The organism is Occallatibacter sp. (assembly GCF_049802275.1).
In the GTDB taxonomy this organism is placed as follows: domain Bacteria; phylum Acidobacteriota; class Terriglobia; order Terriglobales; family Acidobacteriaceae; genus Telmatobacter.
This window is the reverse complement of the sequence record NZ_JBARMD010000425.1, coordinates 1-17,574: the sequence shown is the minus strand read 5'-3', so window position 1 is coordinate 17,574 and position 17,574 is coordinate 1. Positions and strand designations below refer to the sequence as shown.

Sequence of the window (17,574 nt, the reverse complement as noted above, 5' to 3'; positions counted from 1 at the left end):
CATTCGTTCCAGCGCTGATCTCTGCTCGGGGCTCAATTCAACCGGGGCGGCTACGCGCATACTGTCTCCTCTACAGTATGGACGAAGCTCGTTAATACTCGTTACTATTTACGACGCACTACACTAGGTCCTTAAGCTTCTTGTACGATTCTCTAGTCAACTCGATTTGTCTGACAGTCGCTGCTTGCAGGGTAGTACGGAGCCCATCGGCATTTTGCCAAAGTCTCTCAATCGAGTCATGTAGTTTTTCAGGCCACTCTGGCTCGTTCAATAGAATCGCCTGGCAACCTTCACTGAATTGGTGTTCCAAGCCTAGAAACTTGCCTGAGAAATACGCGGATTTCGCGAGACCGACGACGGGTATCCCTTGTGCCAGCGCGAACACAGCGGCATGGTATGCCCCCGTAACAACTACCCGACAAAGCGCTGCCTGCTTTATGACTTTGAGAGGGGAATCGAGAGTTTTGCCTCCGTCAGACTCATCATCGAATCCGATCAGGAGTTGCTTAATCGCCAAATCATCCCTGGTGTGAAGCTGTATAGCAATGGGCAGCGGGATCAGGGGAACATCGTGCCGGCGTGCGAAATTCTGCAGGATCGGCCTCATGCGCTCGACATCATCATCATCCGTAGTGGCTGACGCGGCGTAGCGCAAGCATATCCCCAAACCGCGGCCGGTCTCGCTGGATCTCGATTTGTACGCGAGTTCCAGTGCCTCGTCTCCTGTGGTTTTTACCTTCGAATCGAGGACACCTAACGACCGTAGAATGCTGAACGACCCTCGGCCTTCTCTCAATGTTATGAAGTCAAGCTTTGGAAGCACCCTTGAGGCCCGCTTTAGAACTACGGTATCGCTAATGGGGCCGAAACCTTGACCGAGCATAGCGACAGGGATCTTTCTCTGGATTGCATCCTCGAGCAAGTCTAAGATCTCGAGGTTCCAGACCCGGCAACCATCATAGAAACCGCCTGCGCCACAAATGAGCAGAAGGTCCGCCCTCTGAAGGGCACCGGAAAATAGTGCTACAGCTTCGGCGTCTTCCTGGCGGCTCTGACGCTTTAGCCTCCTAACTAGGATTTTCTCCAGAACATTCGGAGCGCGCGACCTGATCGTTTTCTTGAACCGCACGAGCAGATTCAAAACCCAATCGGGCGCTAAGTCGCTAATTCTTCCCGGCAAAAGTCCATTCGCGAACCATATCGCTCTTCCCCGATTGTCCAATGATCTTGCAACTGGGCAGAATCGAGCCAGGTTTTCCGCTGAATCAGTGAGCACTTCAATGCAAGCATTCGGAAACAGATCATGCAATCGATCCACCGCGATCTGCAACATGGAAACGTCGCCCATGTTTCCGTATTCTTCGACCCCTTTTCCCAAGCCCGTTTCGACAATGACGTGCTGCAACGTGATGTTCTCCAGGTGCTAAGTTTTTGTCGCGATTTAGTCTAGTTAGCTAACCCAACCAGGATCGGCATTGGGCCAGAGTTTGGAGTGCCGCGTCACAGCGACCTGCAGAATAGCTATGTCCCCCATGCTGATACTGCGGTCCCGCCGTGTTCAGGCTGGTGGTGCGAATGAAAACGCTCATCCGACTTCAATCTCGCTGCAGCGGAGCATATGCGATGAGTTTGCGTGTCCTGAGTTCTTCCAGCACCAATCGAACAGACTCAAGCGAAATCCCGCAGATTCTCGCGATCTCATTGACGGATCGCGTTCCATCAATAAGAAAGAGAATATCGAACAGTGCCCGATTCCCTTCCGCGTTGGAGTATGCATCGATATGAAGGCCATATCTTGAGCAGAAGAGCTCGCCCTGAAAGAGGTTGACCGGCACCTCGTTTGTTTCAATCGCATCGATCATGCTAAGAACAAGATCGCGCGATTCCGCCAGTTGTGACTCCGGCGCAAGTTCCGGCGTGTCGTGACTGGAGTGGTACTCGGGAAAATATGGCCATCCATTTGAGCGATCGCGGAGGACACGTGATAACGAGAGCATAGGCACGCGAATGCCAGGGCCGTTGAATTGCCGCTCGTCGTTGCCGACCACCGTACGAAATGCTCCGATCCAGGCGTCGGGACTTGAACTTTTCAGCACCGTGGACAGACAGCGGTCCATTTCTGTTTGTCCGTCAAAAGACAGTTGAAGCGCATAGGGGTTGTCGAGACCCAACATCTCCAGGAATAATCCGCCAGCCATTTTTGGGACGAGTTGAAGATGATCGCTGAGATACGCAACGGACCCGATTGTTTCAGGCAGAATGATGAAGCGGTACGTGTAGCGCGGTTGGGGGCGCTTCAGCATTTCTTGCATCACCTTGATGCCGACGACCACACCGCTGAGATCGTCGTTAACCATTCCCGGGTGGCAGAGATGGGCACAGAGGACGAAACTCTGGTCGGACTCACCGCGCACGACACATTCGCCAACCTTAAGGGTTCCGAAGGTGAACTCTGAATCAATGACGACACGGTATCTCTCATCGGTGAGCGAGTCCTTCAGCTTCTTACTACAGCAGAGTCCCCAGTCGCGCTCATAGTATTTGAAGATGAACGGAATAGCATCATCGATGCGGGGGTGCGTGTGAAGGTGCTGGGAAAGCTCTTCGCGTGTGACAATCCCATCGAATGGAAGCGAGTAAGAAACGCAGTGCAATGGATTGTCCCGATAGGAAAACAGGGCTCGACCATCAACAGTCTCCAGCCGCGCGTCGCGGCAGGTCCACTTCTCCGGGACAAGCCATGTCAGGCATTCGGTTCCGGTTGGATATTCATGGACGTCCATGGGAACCTGCGTCGCCAGCGCCTGAAGTGCCGCGTCGTAACCATCAGATACGATGTCGCGAGGCAGTCGCCAAAGCGCGGAGATCATCTCGCCCATAGAGGCTGCAGGCGGCAACTGGACTGGCAGATTCGTCGCTGAGATCTCATGGCTGTTCAACGGCCAGTGGCGCGCTTCATCCGACAGCTTTGAGGTCAGGAAGGTGCAGAGACCGGTCATTTCCGCCGAAAGGATTTCACCCGCGCCGATTGGAGCACGACCAAGCAAATCCCCTGCCTCCGATGCGCACCGGTTTCGAATTGCCCAAGACTTTTCCGCAACTGCTTTATTCGTAACGGATGCGATCCAACCCTGTCGTTGGCTCACTCCCGACCGAAAGGCCTTCCCAGTGAAGAGCTTTTTATAGCGCCATGGAACTTCGGCCGACTCTTCAACAAAGTCGAAGAGAACGGAATGCTGCAGGTCTACACCGATCAGGCAAAGCCTGGCGTTCAATTTGAAAATGCGTTCGAATAGGCTGTCCCGGCCGAAACTGGTGTTTGGAAGATTGGTGAGAAGCTGATCCGCCATGGGGCCAACGCCCACAACGGAGTAGAGCGGATCTACCGATCGAACGGCGCCGGATTGGCGACGGACGAGCTCTGCAAATTCGGCCGACTCGCCCCAGTCCCCTGCCAAAGAAGGAGAATTGACGGGGTCGAACTCTTCGCGTCGCTCGAACGAAAGTGTGAATGCGGGCACTAAAAGCGTGCCGCCAGGCCCAATGACTTCAAGCAGAGCGGCCAGTGTCTCCTGGCAGGTCCCAGCCGTGGAGTTCGCGTTATCCATCGGCCCGATTCGAGGCAACGATATCTGCACGAACAAAACGTCACCGGCACGCAACCCAGAGGCTGTCAGGCCCTGCACGAGATCAGATTTTCTGAAAACAAATTCCTTCACAGGCATAGAAGAGGTGCTCTTGGAGTTTATGTGGCAAACATGCTGTTCGTCCGAAACCGGCTACTTTGAGGCTATTCGTTCCGCGCGCCCGCAGCTGCGATGATTGCAGCAATCACTCTGTCCTGGTCGCAGTCTGACAGATTGACAGAGCATGGAAGGCTCAAAGCGTGATCAGCGAGATTTTCCGCGACGGGCAACGATTGAGATCTTTCTGCGGTATGAGCAGGAGAGAGGTGAATGGGCTGCCACAGCGGGCGGGTCTGAATCTTCTTTGCTTCAAGGATTCTGAGGAGCTGCCGGGCGTCCATACCGAATTCAATTGGGTCAACCAGGATGGTGTACATCCAATACGTACTCTCAGCCCAGGAAGCATTTCTCATAGGCGTAAGGCCCGCGATGCCCGCGAGCCCTTGTTGGTAACGCGCGGCAATGGAGCGCTTCTTCGCAACGTAGCTTTCGAGTTGCTCCATCTGTGCGCAGCCAATGGCGGCCAGCACGTTGGTGAGACGATAGTTGAAACCGATCTCGCCGTGGATGTACTCGATCGGATCATCCTTGGCCTGGGTCGTTAAATACTTCGCCTTCTTTGCCCAGTCCTCACGATCAGTAACGATCATTCCACCTCCGCCAGTGGTGATGATCTTATTTCCGTTGAAGCTGAAGCAGCCGATGTCGCCACAGGAACCCGGGCTCTTGCCCCGATACGTTGATCCCAATGCTTCAGTCGAATCTTCGATGACCTTCAGGTCGTACTTGCGTGCGACGGTGAGGATCGGCTCCATATCCACAGGATGGCCAAGAATGTGCACCGGGATGATGGCTGAAACACGCCGCCCGGTATGGCGATTGCGAAGCTCGTTGTTGATCCATTCGCAATCATGCTCAATAAAGTTCAGCACGCGTTCGGAATCCATCTGCCAATATGTCGGCTCCGCATCGATGAAGACGGGCCACGCTCCCGCGTAACGGATCGCATTGACCGGCGCAATAAACGTCAGTGTGGAAACAAGCACCTCATCATCCGGTCGAACGCCCGCAACCAGGAGAGAGATGTGAAGCGCAGAGGTGCCGTTCACGGTCGCCACGGCGTACCTGGTGCCGGCCTGCGCAGCGACCATTCGTTCAAAGCGCTCCACGTATGAGCCAACCGAGGAGACCCAGCCTGTATCCAGGCACTCCTTCACGTACTCCCATTCGTTCCCTCGAATTTCGGGAACGGAGAGCGGAATGAACTGCGTCGCTGACTGTGCGGCTTTGAGGTCGGCTTCAATTGTGTTCATGGTCATCCAGTTTGAAACGCCTGATGTTCCTAGTTGCGGTAACGGCTGTCAGCCAGATTCGAGATCGCTCCTGTGCGAACCAGTTTTGCGACCTCCACAATGCCCTCTACGACAGATCGCGTCGTATTGTATCCAAGCTCGCCATGGATGCGATCGAATGACACGCGGTAGTCACGGGGATCTTCATTCTTATGCACAAACTCGATTTTAGCGTCAGGGGCAAACGGTTGAATCAGCTCTACGATTTGCTGTTTTTGTAGATTCTGGTCTGTTGAACCTACATTGAAAACGCGTCCAGCCACAGCTTGTGCAGGAGCACCGAGGATGAGTGCAATACCGCGAGCGGCATCGAAGACGTGGACATAGGGTCTCCAGAACTGCTCGCCGAAAACAATGAGATGCTTCTTGGTGATCATCTCCATCGTGAATTCATTGACGGTCAAATCGAAACGCATCCTGGGAGAAACGCCGAAGACCGTGGCAAAACGCAGAGGAGTGGGACACCAGCCATCGCCTGCACTCGCGAGCAAACATTTCTCAACAGCTACCTTCGTCTCGGCATACAGAGACACCGGCTGCAGTTCCGACTCCTCATTCACAAACTGGCTCGGATCTTTCATCTTGCCGTAGTTGCTGCATGTGGAGGCGAAGACAAAGCGCTGAACACCGGCCCTGCGGCTCTCCTCTATGAGACTCATCGAGGCATCGAGGTTTACGGCACGGGCAGTCTCCGGCTCGCGCGCACACGCGGGATCGCCAACAATGGCAGCCAGATGAACTACAGCCTCACATTCGCTTACGGCCTGGCGGAGTGTTTCGCGGTCACGGACGTCTCCATGAGCGAATTCAAAATCAGGATGAGACCAGACGCCGAGAAGCGATTCGCCGCCATAGGAAAGCCGATCGAGGACCCGCACCTTGTGGCCTGCTCCGAGCAAAAGAGGAGCCAGGGTCGACCCGACGTAGCCTGCTCCACCTGTAATAAGAACCCGCACCTATAGTTCTCCTTTCGAAACCAGTTCCTGTGCCTTGATGTAGTCTTCGTGTCTGCCGACGTCGATCCAATACTCCATTATCGGAAAACCGACAACCGTTTCACCCGCTTCGATCAAAACGCGGATTAGATCCGTCATGTCAAACCTGCTCCCTGCGGGGATCAGATCCCAGGCAGCCGGCTCAAGCAGATAGGTACCCGCATTGATAAAGTAGCTGTGGCACGGCTTCTCTTCAATCTTGGTTATCCGCACGTCGTCGCAATCAACGACGCCGAACGGCACCTCTAGTTCATATTTGCGCACCCCTACTGTCAACATGGCGTGGTGCGACCGGTGGTACTGCAACATCTGCTGAAACGGTACACCGGTAAGTATGTCCCCGTTAATCACCAGAAAGGGGCCTTGCGGACGCTCCATAAGGCGCAGGCCTCCGGCCGTCCCAAGCGGGTTCTCCTCACGGGAGTAGTTGAGCCGTACTCCAAAATGCTCACCGTTACCAAAGTGACCCGAAATCGAGTCGGGCAGGTAGTGCGTGGTCAGGTTTACGTCGTGAATGCCGGCCTTACGCAGTTGGTGGATGATGAGTTCCAGCAACGGCCGCTCGCCGACAGGAAGCATTGGCTTGGGGACCTTCTCCGTCAGCGGAAGCAGGCGCTTACCATACCCGCCTGCCATAATCACCGCCTGCAAGTCGTGCTGCGACTGCGGAAGGATATCCTTGCGAAGCAGAAAGTCCACAAGGCGGCCCTCTCCATCCACCAGCGGCAACTGATGGATGTCGTGCTCATTCATGATGTGTAGTGCATCCGAATGCGAGATGGGCTCAGAGGCGCAGACAGGCATTGGCGTTGCGATGCCTGCGCAGGGATCACTGAGCGGGATCCGTCGAATTACGGCACGCCGGATGTCACCGTCCGTGATCAGCGCGCGAAGCTTGCCCTCGGCATCGCAGAGCATCAGGGCGCCGGTCCCAGCCTCGTTCAGCTGAGCAATGGCATCCGCAATGGATGCTTCCGTAGTGATACATACTTTGCGAAGCCGATCGCCCGATTCAGCTTCAACCTGATACTCCTCGACGACATCCTTCCGCAGCAGGAAGTTAACCAGCACGCCCTGATCGTCAATAACTGGGAGTTGGTGGATGTCGAATTCATTCATCACCTGCAGCGCTTGCGCCGCCGATGCCGGGCTTTTGACGAAGACCGGCTTGGTACAGGCGACGGCGCTGCACGCATCCTCAAGCGGGTGCCCTCGAAGCAGTGCCCGGCGAAGATCTCCATCGGACAACATTGCAACCAGCTTTCCCTGCTCATCGCAAAGGGCCAGCGCGCCGGTACCAGCTGCATCGAGCGCCTTCATCGCGTCGCGAATCGCCCCGGAGGGAGAGAAGATCACGGCCTCAAGATTCGTCATGTTGGGGATGTCTTTCATGTCGGTAGCCTGATAGGACTTTCTTGTACCACGCAAATTGAATTCAACGATTCGCCAGAGCTTCTGCAGCAGCCGCTACCGGAAGGTTCCAGTGCCTGGTTATGCTCTCGCGCGAGGCGGGATCGATTCGGACAACTGTCGTTATTCCGTATGCGTTATTCGCAGCAACACCAATTGCACTGAGAGCCGAAAGAGGAAAGGTCTCCTTGTCGAAAACGTACTGCCAGCGGTGGAACGGAACGTCTATATCGAAATTGTCAAAGTGGTATTTGCCATTCGCTGTCTTCAGCGCCAGCCAAGGCTGAGACCCAAACGTCGGGGTCTTGGAACTGACCTTGAGTACAGCCGCAGTATCATCAACTGTCTCGATTGCGCATTCAAGCTCGCAGGGTGGCTGTGGCAGAATCTCCAGCGCCGACCGCATTGCGCTAATAGCCTCAGAGTAAAAGAACGGAACCTGGGGGAAATCTCGGGCGACCATTTCGAGAATTGCGCAGAACCCCTCAACATCAGGCGCCATGTCACGAAAATCGTGGTTCGTTATCGAGAGCACAACCGGTTTGCCCGCAGCCGCCTCTTCGAATGCCTGCCGGATGTCCTGTTCCCGGATCACACGATAGCGTGTACCGACGTTAAGGCATCGGGCAATCCAGCGACGGCACGAACCTCGCTCTTGATAGTCATCCGCAGCGGGATGATAGGGTTCCCATGTTGCCGGAGCGCGACGCCAGTCGCCGAAACGACCGCCGGCGACACCGAATTGCTGCGAATCTGTGCCGGATTGCGCCATCGACTGGTTCGAGTAATCAAAAGGAATATGCTGCTCGAGAAACCAGTGACTGTCAGGCCGGATCACGTGAAATCCCGGACGGTGCGCGGCGGGAAACCACAGGTGATCGATAACGCGCCTTGAAAGCACCTGGTGAAGACTGTCAGATGTCGCCCACCAGTGAGTGGCAGACCGGTGCGCCTCACGGCCAAACGAATGCGGGTGATAATGGAAGTGCAGTCCATCATGGTTTGTGCAGCTCTGTTTTAGAAGCCAGCTATAGTGCTCAAAGACATTGTGGTAGCCCATGTCGCGTCGACGCGGATTCGCATCGTAGTCGACATGGTCTACGCAAAACCAGTTGTAGACCCATCCTTCGCCTGCTGAATCGGGGCTCTTTTTGCGAAAACCCTCATCCATGATGCGCGAGAGCATGGCATCGACCTTGTCCCATGTGTCGTTGTACGCGAGCAGATGCGGATCGACGACCCTCTGTACGGCAGCTTCCAGGCCCTTCAGACTATATGTGCCCTCTTGCAGGCTTTGAAGAGTTGCCGCGCTCGGTTCCAGATCGAGATGAAAGATGTCGCGCAGACGCTCAAACGTAGCCGTAAGGGACTCATGCAGTGGCCCCTCAGTGTCGATACAGTGGACGATGTATACGGGTCGGGGAGTCATAGTTTCTCGAATCCTTCTAAGCCTTCACTTGAATTGGCCGGGCAGGGATCCCGACGACGGTAGAGGATTCTGGAACATCGGAGAGTACAACTGCGCCCGCTCCGATAATGGCTTCCGACCCGATGTGCACACCTTGAATCACCGTCGCTCCGGCGCCGATATGCGCACGCGCACCCACTTGCACATTGCCGCTCAGCACTGCCCCTGGCGCTACGTGTGCGTGAGCGTGGATCACACAATCATGGTCGATACGGGCGCCAGTGTTGATGATGCAGTTTTCCTCGATGACGCAGCCCGTCTGAAGAATTGCCCCCGCCAGGATTTGCACCCCGTCCGCTAACTCTGCCTCAGGAGCGATGATCGCGCCGGGATGGATCACTGAGGCGAAACGGTATCCGCGCCGCCGGAAGGACTCGTACACTCTCAGCCTATTTGCGACGGACGCAACGGAACCAACTCCATTGACGAGCAACACCTGGCATGGATCGTAGGAAACTGCGTCATCATTTCCCAGATACGGGATGCCAAACAGCTCTGCCCTCGCTTGGTCAGGATCAACGAAGCCAATAAGCCGCCGCTTCAACAGCAGAAGAGAACTCAGCAGTACTCGCGCATGCCCGCCGGAGCCCACCAGGATAAGCGGCTGCACGGAGTCTGCCTGATGCGTCACAGCAGATGACTCCAGCGAAGCACCTGATCTTCTGCCAGGTCGGCAGCAAGGGTGCGCCCGACAATGTATTGAACCTCATTCGGCGCAACTCCCGTTCCGGGCCGCTTTGCATCGAAATCGCTTTCACTGAGGACGCGACCTTTGCTGAGCGCTTGCCGCGCCACCAGACTGCGGCGGAACTTTTTGCGTTTCTCCATTTCGGCGTCACTGACGATCCGACGGCCACTTCCAAGCGCCTTAATTATGTTCTTCCCCTCCCTCACGATGGTCTGCATCTGCTCGGGGTTTGCTGAGATGGCATGATCCCAACCGGCCATGTCCTGATCCAGTGTGAAGTGCTTTTCGATAATACATGCGCCAAGGGCGATGGCTGCGAGTGGAATAGCCGTACCTAAGGTATGGTCGCTGAAGCCAACAGGACAGTCGAAAGCACGCTGTAGTGTTTCCATATTGCGCAGGTGAATCGTCTCGTAGTCCGGCGGATAGATCGAGATACAATGCAGCAGAACGATCTGATCGTTGCCTTCGGCACGGACCGCGTCCACCGCCTGTTCGACTTCTCCCATCGTCGCCATCCCCGTGGAAATGACAACCGGCCGCCTTTTGCGCGCAGCATAACGAAGGAGTGGGAGGTGCGTGACATCCATTGACGCAATCTTGAAGAACGGCACATCAAGCGAATCGAGCAAGTCTACTTCATGATGCGAGAACGGTGTCGAGCAGAATGCGATGCCCTGCTCGACGCAGCGCGCATGAGCCTGCATGTGTTGGTCAGAGGTGAGCTGATATGCGGTCACCATCTCCCGCAATGAGCCGAAGTGCTTCTTCTTGTCGGAGTATTCGGTATTGCTCTCGTACTCTTCTTCGGCGATCAGCGACTTGTCAGTCCACGACTGGAACTTGACCGCATTGGCGCCAGCCTCGGCTGCAGCATCGATAAGGTCGCCACAGAGATTCATGTCTCCATTGTGATTTGATCCTACCTCCGCGATGATGTACGGAGTATGCCCGGAACCGACTTCCACATCACCCAACTTCACTGTTTGCATAATGCCTTTTCCTGCTTCCACATGTGCGCCAACGGTGAATAAGCCACAGAGGTCCACCAGATCGGTTGTTTCACTGCCCTGTTCAGCGACTCAAGGTAGGCATTCAGATTGGCTGGACTTTGATTAATATACCGCTCGAATATCTCAATGTCGCGCGCGACACCAAGGAACTGAGCCCATCTGCCGGGTAGAAAGTACTCTTGTCCCGCCGAGGCTAGAACGAGTTGGAAGTGCCGCCGAACGAGCACCGAATCGGAGAGAATCTGATCCGGCCAGAACGGCATCCGAACCCTCGCCGTGTTGGCGTCATACTGGCGGTATGTCATCCTCACGTCGTGATCGAACGACAACTCAGCGCCAAACAGCCATGCCCGCGTGGCGAGATACCAATCGACCAGGACCGCATCTTTGGGAATCGGGAGACAGCGCTCCAGCAGCTCGCATCGATATGCAGAGTTGGAAAAGCCGAAGACATTATTGCCAGGCAGAACCTGCGCTGGCTTCAGCACCGGATCAAGGTTGAACTCTGTGCCAAGCGGCAGACCGCTTTCGTCAACAATCTCCAAAGCACAAGCCACAAGATCGCTCGTTTGAAGCTCCCGGCGTGCGGCCGCTACTCGACTTGAATGCAGGATGTCGTCGCTGTCGACAAGAATCACGTCACATTCAGCCGCGACCATCTGCGCCAGAGCGAGTTCGCGAACCTGGGCTGGAGTTGAATTCGCTGGAGCCTGAACCCATCGGGCTTCAACATGACAGCTGAGCAAGTCTTCAATGTCCGCTGGCTTGAGCGCATCGAGCCCAATCCAGAGTTCAAAATCGGCGTCGGTCTGTGACTGAACGGACCGATACCACTCCGGAAGATACTTCAACACCGCCGGGTAGACTGTTGTGTAAACTCCGAGTTTGTTTCCCCGTACATGCATTGGAATCGGATTATTCTTTGCGTGTCTTCGACGGTTGGTGCGTGCAAGCCAGGCGGAGAAGCATTTCCGCGAACATCAGGTCCTCGGGAGTATCGATGTCGACACCGTGTTGCCAGTCAATTTCCCATCCCGCTCGTCCGGGAATGTGAAATGTCCTCTGCTCCCGAATGACTCTCGTCTTGCCCCACCAGATCGCCCCTGTTGGGCAGAACAGTTCCGGTAGATCCTGGCTGCGGGCGTTCATCTCACGCGGGAAGAGCGGCTCGAGGGAGAAGTTAGTCGCATCGCGTCTCATCGCCCACCAGGGATTCTGCCATCCGTAGCGCACCACTGATATCTGCGCATCCGTAGAAGTCTCGGAGAACTGCTTGTGACTCGAAACCAGATCCTCGGCGGTTCGCAGCGGGCAGTTTGCCATGAGTTGAGCGACGAACAGGTACTGTGTTCCATCTGGATCCAGTCTTTCAAGTGCATCAGCCGTGGCGGCAGAAATGGGAGTCACATCGTCTGAGATCTCCGCCGAACGAAGGAATGGTACCTCCGCCCCATGAGTTAGCGCGATCGCGGCAATATCCTCCGCGTCGGTACTGACAACGATACGGTGAAACAGTCGGCTTTCTAGCGCCGCTTCGATCGTATAAGCGATAAGCGGCTTGCCGGCGAGCGGACGAATGTTCTTTCCCGGCAATCGTTTTGAGCCCCCCCGCGCCGGAATGATGGCAATTGTCTTTTTCTGCATACGCAGTTATGAACCGTAACAGTCTGGGTTGCGCTTGGCACTCGTGACACATTGCAACTTGTCGAACCTCGCGGCCCGCACGTCGTCCTTCCGAGAAGACCTTCGTTCCTGAGATGAGTTCATAGGGTTGAAGGAGTTTGAGTACGACTCAAAGCCACTGAAACGATACGGCCATCAGGCAGGGACCACTCGTAAGGCACAACTACCGGAGTGGAACGAGAAGCATATTTGAGGTATTCGCCCGTGAAGCCGTACGCTGCGAGATCTCCGACCACGTTGAAAAAGCCTACTTCCTCGTATGGAATGATCGTATCCACGACCGACGATGCGCGAATAATGAGCTTGATCGTATAGCCCTGTGGCAAGAGCGGGATGGATTTGAAGGTGCATGAGATCTTGCCGACTCCCTGGAAGTAATCGGGGCGATTTCCGTCAAGCAGCATATTCGATGTAAAGCAGGATCCGTTAACCCCGAGCACGCCAAGGGCAACGATCGGCTTCTCGATCCGCTGCTTCGCTTCGTAGAAAACATCGACGACGAGATCCTCCCCCGGAAAAAACTGAGTGGTTTCTTTTCCATCCGCGTTTCGAATGACAACCTTGTGGATGGTCAGTCCGTAATCGGGGTTTTCGCAAGAGAACGAGGTTGCGCGCGATATGCTCTCGTAATACCCCTCCAGCACATCTTCTGTCTTACCATCTCTCTGAATACGGCCGCCCTTGAGCCAGATGGAGCGCGGACAAAGATTTCGAACCGCCTCAAGATTATGACTGACGAGAAGGATGGTTTTGCCACTCTGCGCGAAACTGCCCATCTTGCCAAGACATTTCTTTTGAAACGCCGTGTCACCAACCGCAAGTACTTCGTCGACAATGAGGATCTCCGGCTCGAGGTGCGCGGCAACGGCAAAAGCAAGGCGGATGTACATACCCGAGGAATAACGTTTGACGGGCGTGTCAATGAATTCGTCGATTTCAGAAAACGCAACAATCTCGTCGAACTTGCGGATGATCTCAGCCCGCGGCATGCCAAGGATGGCACCGTTGAGGAAGATGTTTTCGCGCCCTGTGAGTTCCGGATGAAATCCAGTACCAACCTCGAGAAGACTTGCGACTCGACCGCCGATGCAAATCCGCCCTTCCGTTGGCAGCGTTATTCGGCTCAAGAGTTTCAACAGGGTGCTCTTCCCTGCGCCGTTGCTGCCGATAATTCCCACCACCTCGCCGCGCTTGATCTGAAGAGAGACGTCCCGCAACGCCCAAAAATCCACCTGTTTTAGTTTCGCCTCTCTGCGGGAGCGAAACCAGCCTAGCGGCTGGCGCAAGGCGCCTTCGATGGCATGACGCAATCCGTCACCGTTGGCGCGCTGCCGACCGATGCTGTATTTCTTGCCGACATTCTCAATCGTAATGGCGGATTCAGGCTCGGAGGAGGATGTGGTTGAGTGACTTAGCATCTCTTAAATGATATCGGCAAAGGTTCGCTCGGTTTTTCTGAAATACCAAATGCCCGACACGATGAGAAGGATTGTGTTAATGATCGAGATGGCCACGGCCGGCAAGTAAATGCCACCTTTCGCACCCAGGAGACTCCAACGAAAACCGTCGATTATGCCAACCATTGGATTAAGGGCGTAAAGCAGGCGAAACTTTGCGGGAACAACGCTACTTTGGAACCCAACCGGGGAGAGATAAAGACCAAATTGAACCACAAACGGGATGATAAAGCGGAAATCGCGATACTCAACCATGAGAGCGGCAACCCACAAGCCAACTCCTATCGAAGCCCCAATCATGAGAAGCACAAAGAACGGAAGAGCTAATACTTCCAGGGTAGGGGGGTAATGGTACCAGATCATCAACACTGCTAGAAATGCCACCGAAATCAGGAAATCCGCAAGATTTACCATGATGGTGCTTACAGTCATCACGAGCTTCGGGAAATAGACCTTGGAAACCATGCTCGCGTTCGAGATGAGGCTGTTGCTGCTTTCGTTCATGGAGTTCGAGAAGAACTGCCAAGGCAACATGCCGCAAAGAACCAGGAGCGGATATGGCACACCCCCCGCCGGCATCTTTCCCAATCTCCCAAATACGACCGTAAGTACCAGCATCGTGAGCAGAGGGCGAATCAGAGACCAACTCACGCCCACAACCGTCTGCTTATAGCGAACCAGCAGGTCTCGCCAAACAAAGAACGCAAAGAGCTCACGATATCGCCAGAGATCACGCCAGTACTGGCGCTCTGCCCGGCCGGCTTCGATGATGATTGTGTCTGTTTCAGCCATGTGGTGATTCAAGACTAGGCGGTTTCTGCCGGTTTACGGTCAAAAAGCTGGACTAAGCGAAAGAGCATAGTGCGATTAGGAAACGGGTTTTGCAATTCGCGGGCCAGTTCTGGCTCGTCCTCGGGTTCTGGATAAAAGCAATCCGGCGGCCTATCTTGTCTTCGCAACGTTTGAGGCTGATACGCGATGAAATCAGAGTTCGTGACCCGCTCGTTGTCGGGAAGCGGCTGCCCAGTGACGCTGGCCCACATGGCACCCACAAGGTCGCGTCCTTTTTCGAAGCGCAGATAGCACGGGGGAGCGAGACGGGCGTTCATCTCGATAAGAAATGCTCGTCCCGTGCCCTCTTCGAGAATGAAATCCAGGCCAAAGAAGCCCGACATTCCGAGACGAGATGCAATCACTTCGGCCGCTCTTTGCATTTCCTCATTCTGAATGAGGCGCACTATGCTCGCCGGTCCGGTTGAGCCCTCCGTGCGGAGGGCTTCCACCGAGATAAGCGCAATGACCTTGCCCTTCCAGGCAAAGACAGAGCAGTTTGCGGGGCGGCCATCGATGAATTTCTGCGCGATGATGTTCCGCTCCACGCGGTTCGCCCACGCACTCATGAAGAACGGGTCCCGATTGACCATGAGGCGTTTGATGGCCCGTGTGAGGCGCGAAGTTTTTGTGACCTCGCTCCATACCGACGCTGACGGATCAAATTCGCGAAGTGTACGAACGCCTAAACCGCCCCAGGTGCCATCAACTTTGACGACACAGGCGTTGGACCTGCTCGAGCGCCAGAGATCAAGATCCTCGCTCGATGAAACGCGAGTGGTCTCCGGAATGCGCACCCCTTCTTCCTGGGCAAGAGACATCAGGTCGTATCGCGAAGTGACGATACGGTAACAGGACGGATCACCGAGTGAGCGCTCGATGAGCTCGACGATCTTTTGACCCGCTGCGCCTTCTTTCAACGCGTGACCATAGAGCTGATGCAAATGCTCAACGCTTCGATCGCAGGACGGTATGACGATGTCGGGATCAACCGCGTTGATCGCGGCGCGCAAAGCTTCGAGCGGATTGGAGGCCCTGTAGGGAAACGTACGCTTGACGGCATGCGTGACGAGAAGTGCATGGCCCTGGGATGGACAGACTGCCGAAACCGTGCAGCCTATTTGCGCCAGTCCGATGGCAAGACGTGCACCCAGATCCCATCGATTCGTGTCAGCAAGCAAAACCTTCGGTGAAGAACTCACGGCACCTGCTTCAGATTCGTGAATCAGCAGAGCATCCGTGATGCCTTCAGATGCGACGGTTTCTGTGCTGCGCAAGAGTTGGCTAGACAATTCCAAGTACAGCCCCTTTTAATGCGTTATAGGTTCTGTTGTTTTGGATTCTGCGGAGACGGTTCGAACACCTCGCAGCTGCCCCAGCGATCGCCCCGCGGTCCGCCGGAGATGGGCGGAGAGACGCGGAGCTGCAAAGCCGGCACCATACGCAAAGCGCAGTAAAGGACCAAAAGTGTTAGCCGCTGAGACGCCGACGAAGAAGAGGTTTGGAACGGAAGACTCGAAGTTTGCCGAAAGTGCCGGCGAGGCTTCGACGAGAGCCAGTTTTGAAAGAACACCAGCATCGAGGAAAGCCAGGCGACGAACGTCTGTGCGATACCCGGTTGCAGCAATGACGTGATCGAACTCGAGCACAGTGTTATGGCCGCTGCCATCCTTGATGTGGAGATTAACCCTGTTCCCTTCCACCTTGCCACCCGTCACGGTCGAATCCAATTGAAACTTAACCTTGCCTACTACCTGCTCCTTTGTAAACCAACAGGGCGCAGGACCAAGCACGCGATGAACTTTGTCGATGCGGAAGTTTTCGGGCATCAAACGGAAGACCAGCGGCAGATTCGCGCACATCCAGAGCTTCCAGCCGGGACCTATGCCGGTGAACGGTCTGCGAATGCGAGCCATAAGCGATGGAGTGAGCGTTTTCGGCGGGTCGTGAAAACGGATGCTGGAACCACGCGCGATGACTTGCACTCTCGCTCCTGCCTGGTGAAGTAATGCCGCAAGGTCGAGTGCGGACGCTCCGGCGCCAAGGATACCTACCTCCTTGTCCTTGAGCCCGTCGAGTTCGCCGTGCTTGTAACTGTGAGAGACGAATTTGGCCGGCAGGCAAGCCAATTCTTCGGGCAAATAGGCATAGTGTGTCAGGCCGACCGCGACAACGACGCGCTGCGCATAGAACACTTCGCCGTTGCCCAGAGTGATGCTGAACCCGGTACCTTCCCGGCGAACGCGCTCGACGAATTCCTGTTCGAGCTCAGGCACAAACCGGCGCTGGAACTCCAGGCCGTAAGCGCTGAAGACATCGAGGGGCACAGGGGATCCAATGCGCCTGTAGGGCAATCCATGCTGCCTGCAATAGGCCTCGAGTGGAAAGCTTCCGCCAGGGTCAAAAAGGCTTGAGGCAAACCCCTCGGACTTAAGATGCATGCCTTTGGGCATGTGACTGATCCACATATCCATGGGCTTGCCGAAGACTCGAAAGTCCACCCCGGCCGCCTTCAGATGAGCAGCGATGGAAAGCCCGTAGGGGCCTGCTCCGATGATTGCCACGTCACAAGCTTTCATATCGATATCCTTGACGAACTCCTCATGTTCGGTGGAAAAGCAATTTCGTGCTTCATAACCCCGAATTTCTTGAGCGAAACCCTGATGATCGGAAATGGCCCATCTGGATTAGGGCGCTCCCTCGCATGTCAGGCGCGCCTTCTCCAGAACGTTGGAATCGGTTGAGAGATGACATTTCGTTCACCTGGCCATAATGCCGGCCGGATTGCCTCTGACACAACCGCTTCATTCGACTAGCCTTCCACAGACTCCTGCGGCTGCTTACCCGCATGCTCCGGACCGGATTTCGATTTGGAGTGAGTGGTGATTGATGCATTGTGCCGCATCCACCCCCTCTTCTGGAAGACCCGTTCGTAAGCAGCAATCAGGTTACTAATGGAGTGCTTCCATGCGAGATGCTTTTCAACACGTT

General features: G+C 55.2%; 14 protein-coding genes. All 14 read right to left on the bottom strand.

What is annotated here, in order from left to right; genetic code table 11:
- Positions 1-118 precede the first annotated feature (118 nt).
- The 14 genes from WA354_RS14890 to WA354_RS14825 all read right to left on the bottom strand — a co-directional run bounded on the left by WA354_RS14890 (position 119) and on the right by WA354_RS14825 (position 17,162).
- Positions 119-1,405, bottom strand: a complete 1,287-nt coding sequence (locus tag WA354_RS14890; RefSeq protein ID WP_472813806.1) for a polysaccharide pyruvyl transferase family protein — start codon at positions 1,403-1,405, stop codon at positions 119-121.
- A gap of 190 nt (positions 1,406-1,595) precedes the next feature.
- Entirely contained in the window at positions 1,596-3,725 is a 2,130-nt protein-coding gene (locus WA354_RS14885) for a DUF4910 domain-containing protein (RefSeq protein ID WP_472813805.1), read from the bottom strand.
- A 65-nt stretch (positions 3,726-3,790) separates the two neighbouring features.
- Complete coding sequence (locus WA354_RS14880; RefSeq protein WP_472813804.1) at positions 3,791-4,999, bottom strand: LegC family aminotransferase; 1,209 nt, start codon at positions 4,997-4,999, stop codon at positions 3,791-3,793.
- Positions 5,000-5,028: 29 nt separating this feature from the next.
- Entirely contained in the window at positions 5,029-5,994 is a 966-nt protein-coding gene (locus tag WA354_RS14875; RefSeq protein ID WP_472813803.1) for an NAD-dependent epimerase/dehydratase family protein, read from the bottom strand.
- Positions 5,995-7,461: a nucleotidyltransferase family protein gene (locus tag WA354_RS14870; protein WP_472813802.1), complete on the bottom strand. Its 1,467-nt coding sequence runs from the start codon at positions 7,459-7,461 to the stop codon at positions 5,995-5,997. It lies immediately after the preceding gene.
- A 7-nt stretch (positions 7,462-7,468) separates the two neighbouring features.
- Positions 7,469-8,872, bottom strand: a complete 1,404-nt coding sequence (locus WA354_RS14865; protein WP_472813801.1) for a hypothetical protein — start codon at positions 8,870-8,872, stop codon at positions 7,469-7,471.
- Positions 8,873-8,888: 16 nt separating this feature from the next.
- Positions 8,889-9,542: an acetyltransferase gene (locus WA354_RS14860; RefSeq protein WP_472813800.1), complete on the bottom strand. Its 654-nt coding sequence runs from the start codon at positions 9,540-9,542 to the stop codon at positions 8,889-8,891.
- Positions 9,539-10,591 (bottom strand): N-acetylneuraminate synthase family protein, encoded by a 1,053-nt coding sequence (locus WA354_RS14855; protein ID WP_472813799.1) that lies wholly within the window; start codon positions 10,589-10,591, stop codon positions 9,539-9,541. The genes WA354_RS14860 and WA354_RS14855 overlap by 4 nt, the downstream gene beginning before the upstream one ends.
- On the bottom strand, positions 10,579-11,517 hold the full coding sequence (locus WA354_RS14850; protein ID WP_472813798.1) for a hypothetical protein: 939 nt from the start codon (positions 11,515-11,517) through the stop codon (positions 10,579-10,581). Before WA354_RS14850 ends, WA354_RS14855 begins: the two co-directional genes overlap by 13 nt.
- A gap of 10 nt (positions 11,518-11,527) precedes the next feature.
- Complete coding sequence (locus tag WA354_RS14845) at positions 11,528-12,256, bottom strand: acylneuraminate cytidylyltransferase family protein (RefSeq protein ID WP_472813797.1); 729 nt, start codon at positions 12,254-12,256, stop codon at positions 11,528-11,530.
- A gap of 119 nt (positions 12,257-12,375) precedes the next feature.
- A complete protein-coding gene (locus tag WA354_RS14840; RefSeq protein ID WP_472813796.1) occupies positions 12,376-13,713 on the bottom strand; it encodes an ABC transporter ATP-binding protein in 1,338 nt (445 codons plus the stop codon).
- Between the two features lie 3 nt (positions 13,714-13,716).
- Positions 13,717-14,544, bottom strand: coding sequence for an ABC transporter permease (locus tag WA354_RS14835; protein WP_472813795.1), 828 nt, complete (start codon positions 14,542-14,544; stop codon positions 13,717-13,719).
- 14 nt (positions 14,545-14,558) lie between these two features.
- Positions 14,559-15,860: an ATP-grasp domain-containing protein gene (locus WA354_RS14830; protein WP_472813794.1), complete on the bottom strand. Its 1,302-nt coding sequence runs from the start codon at positions 15,858-15,860 to the stop codon at positions 14,559-14,561.
- Positions 15,861-15,893: 33 nt separating this feature from the next.
- Positions 15,894-17,162 (bottom strand): NAD(P)-binding domain-containing protein, encoded by a 1,269-nt coding sequence (locus WA354_RS14825; protein WP_472813793.1) that lies wholly within the window; start codon positions 17,160-17,162, stop codon positions 15,894-15,896.
- Between the last annotated feature and the right edge of the window lie 412 nt (positions 17,163-17,574).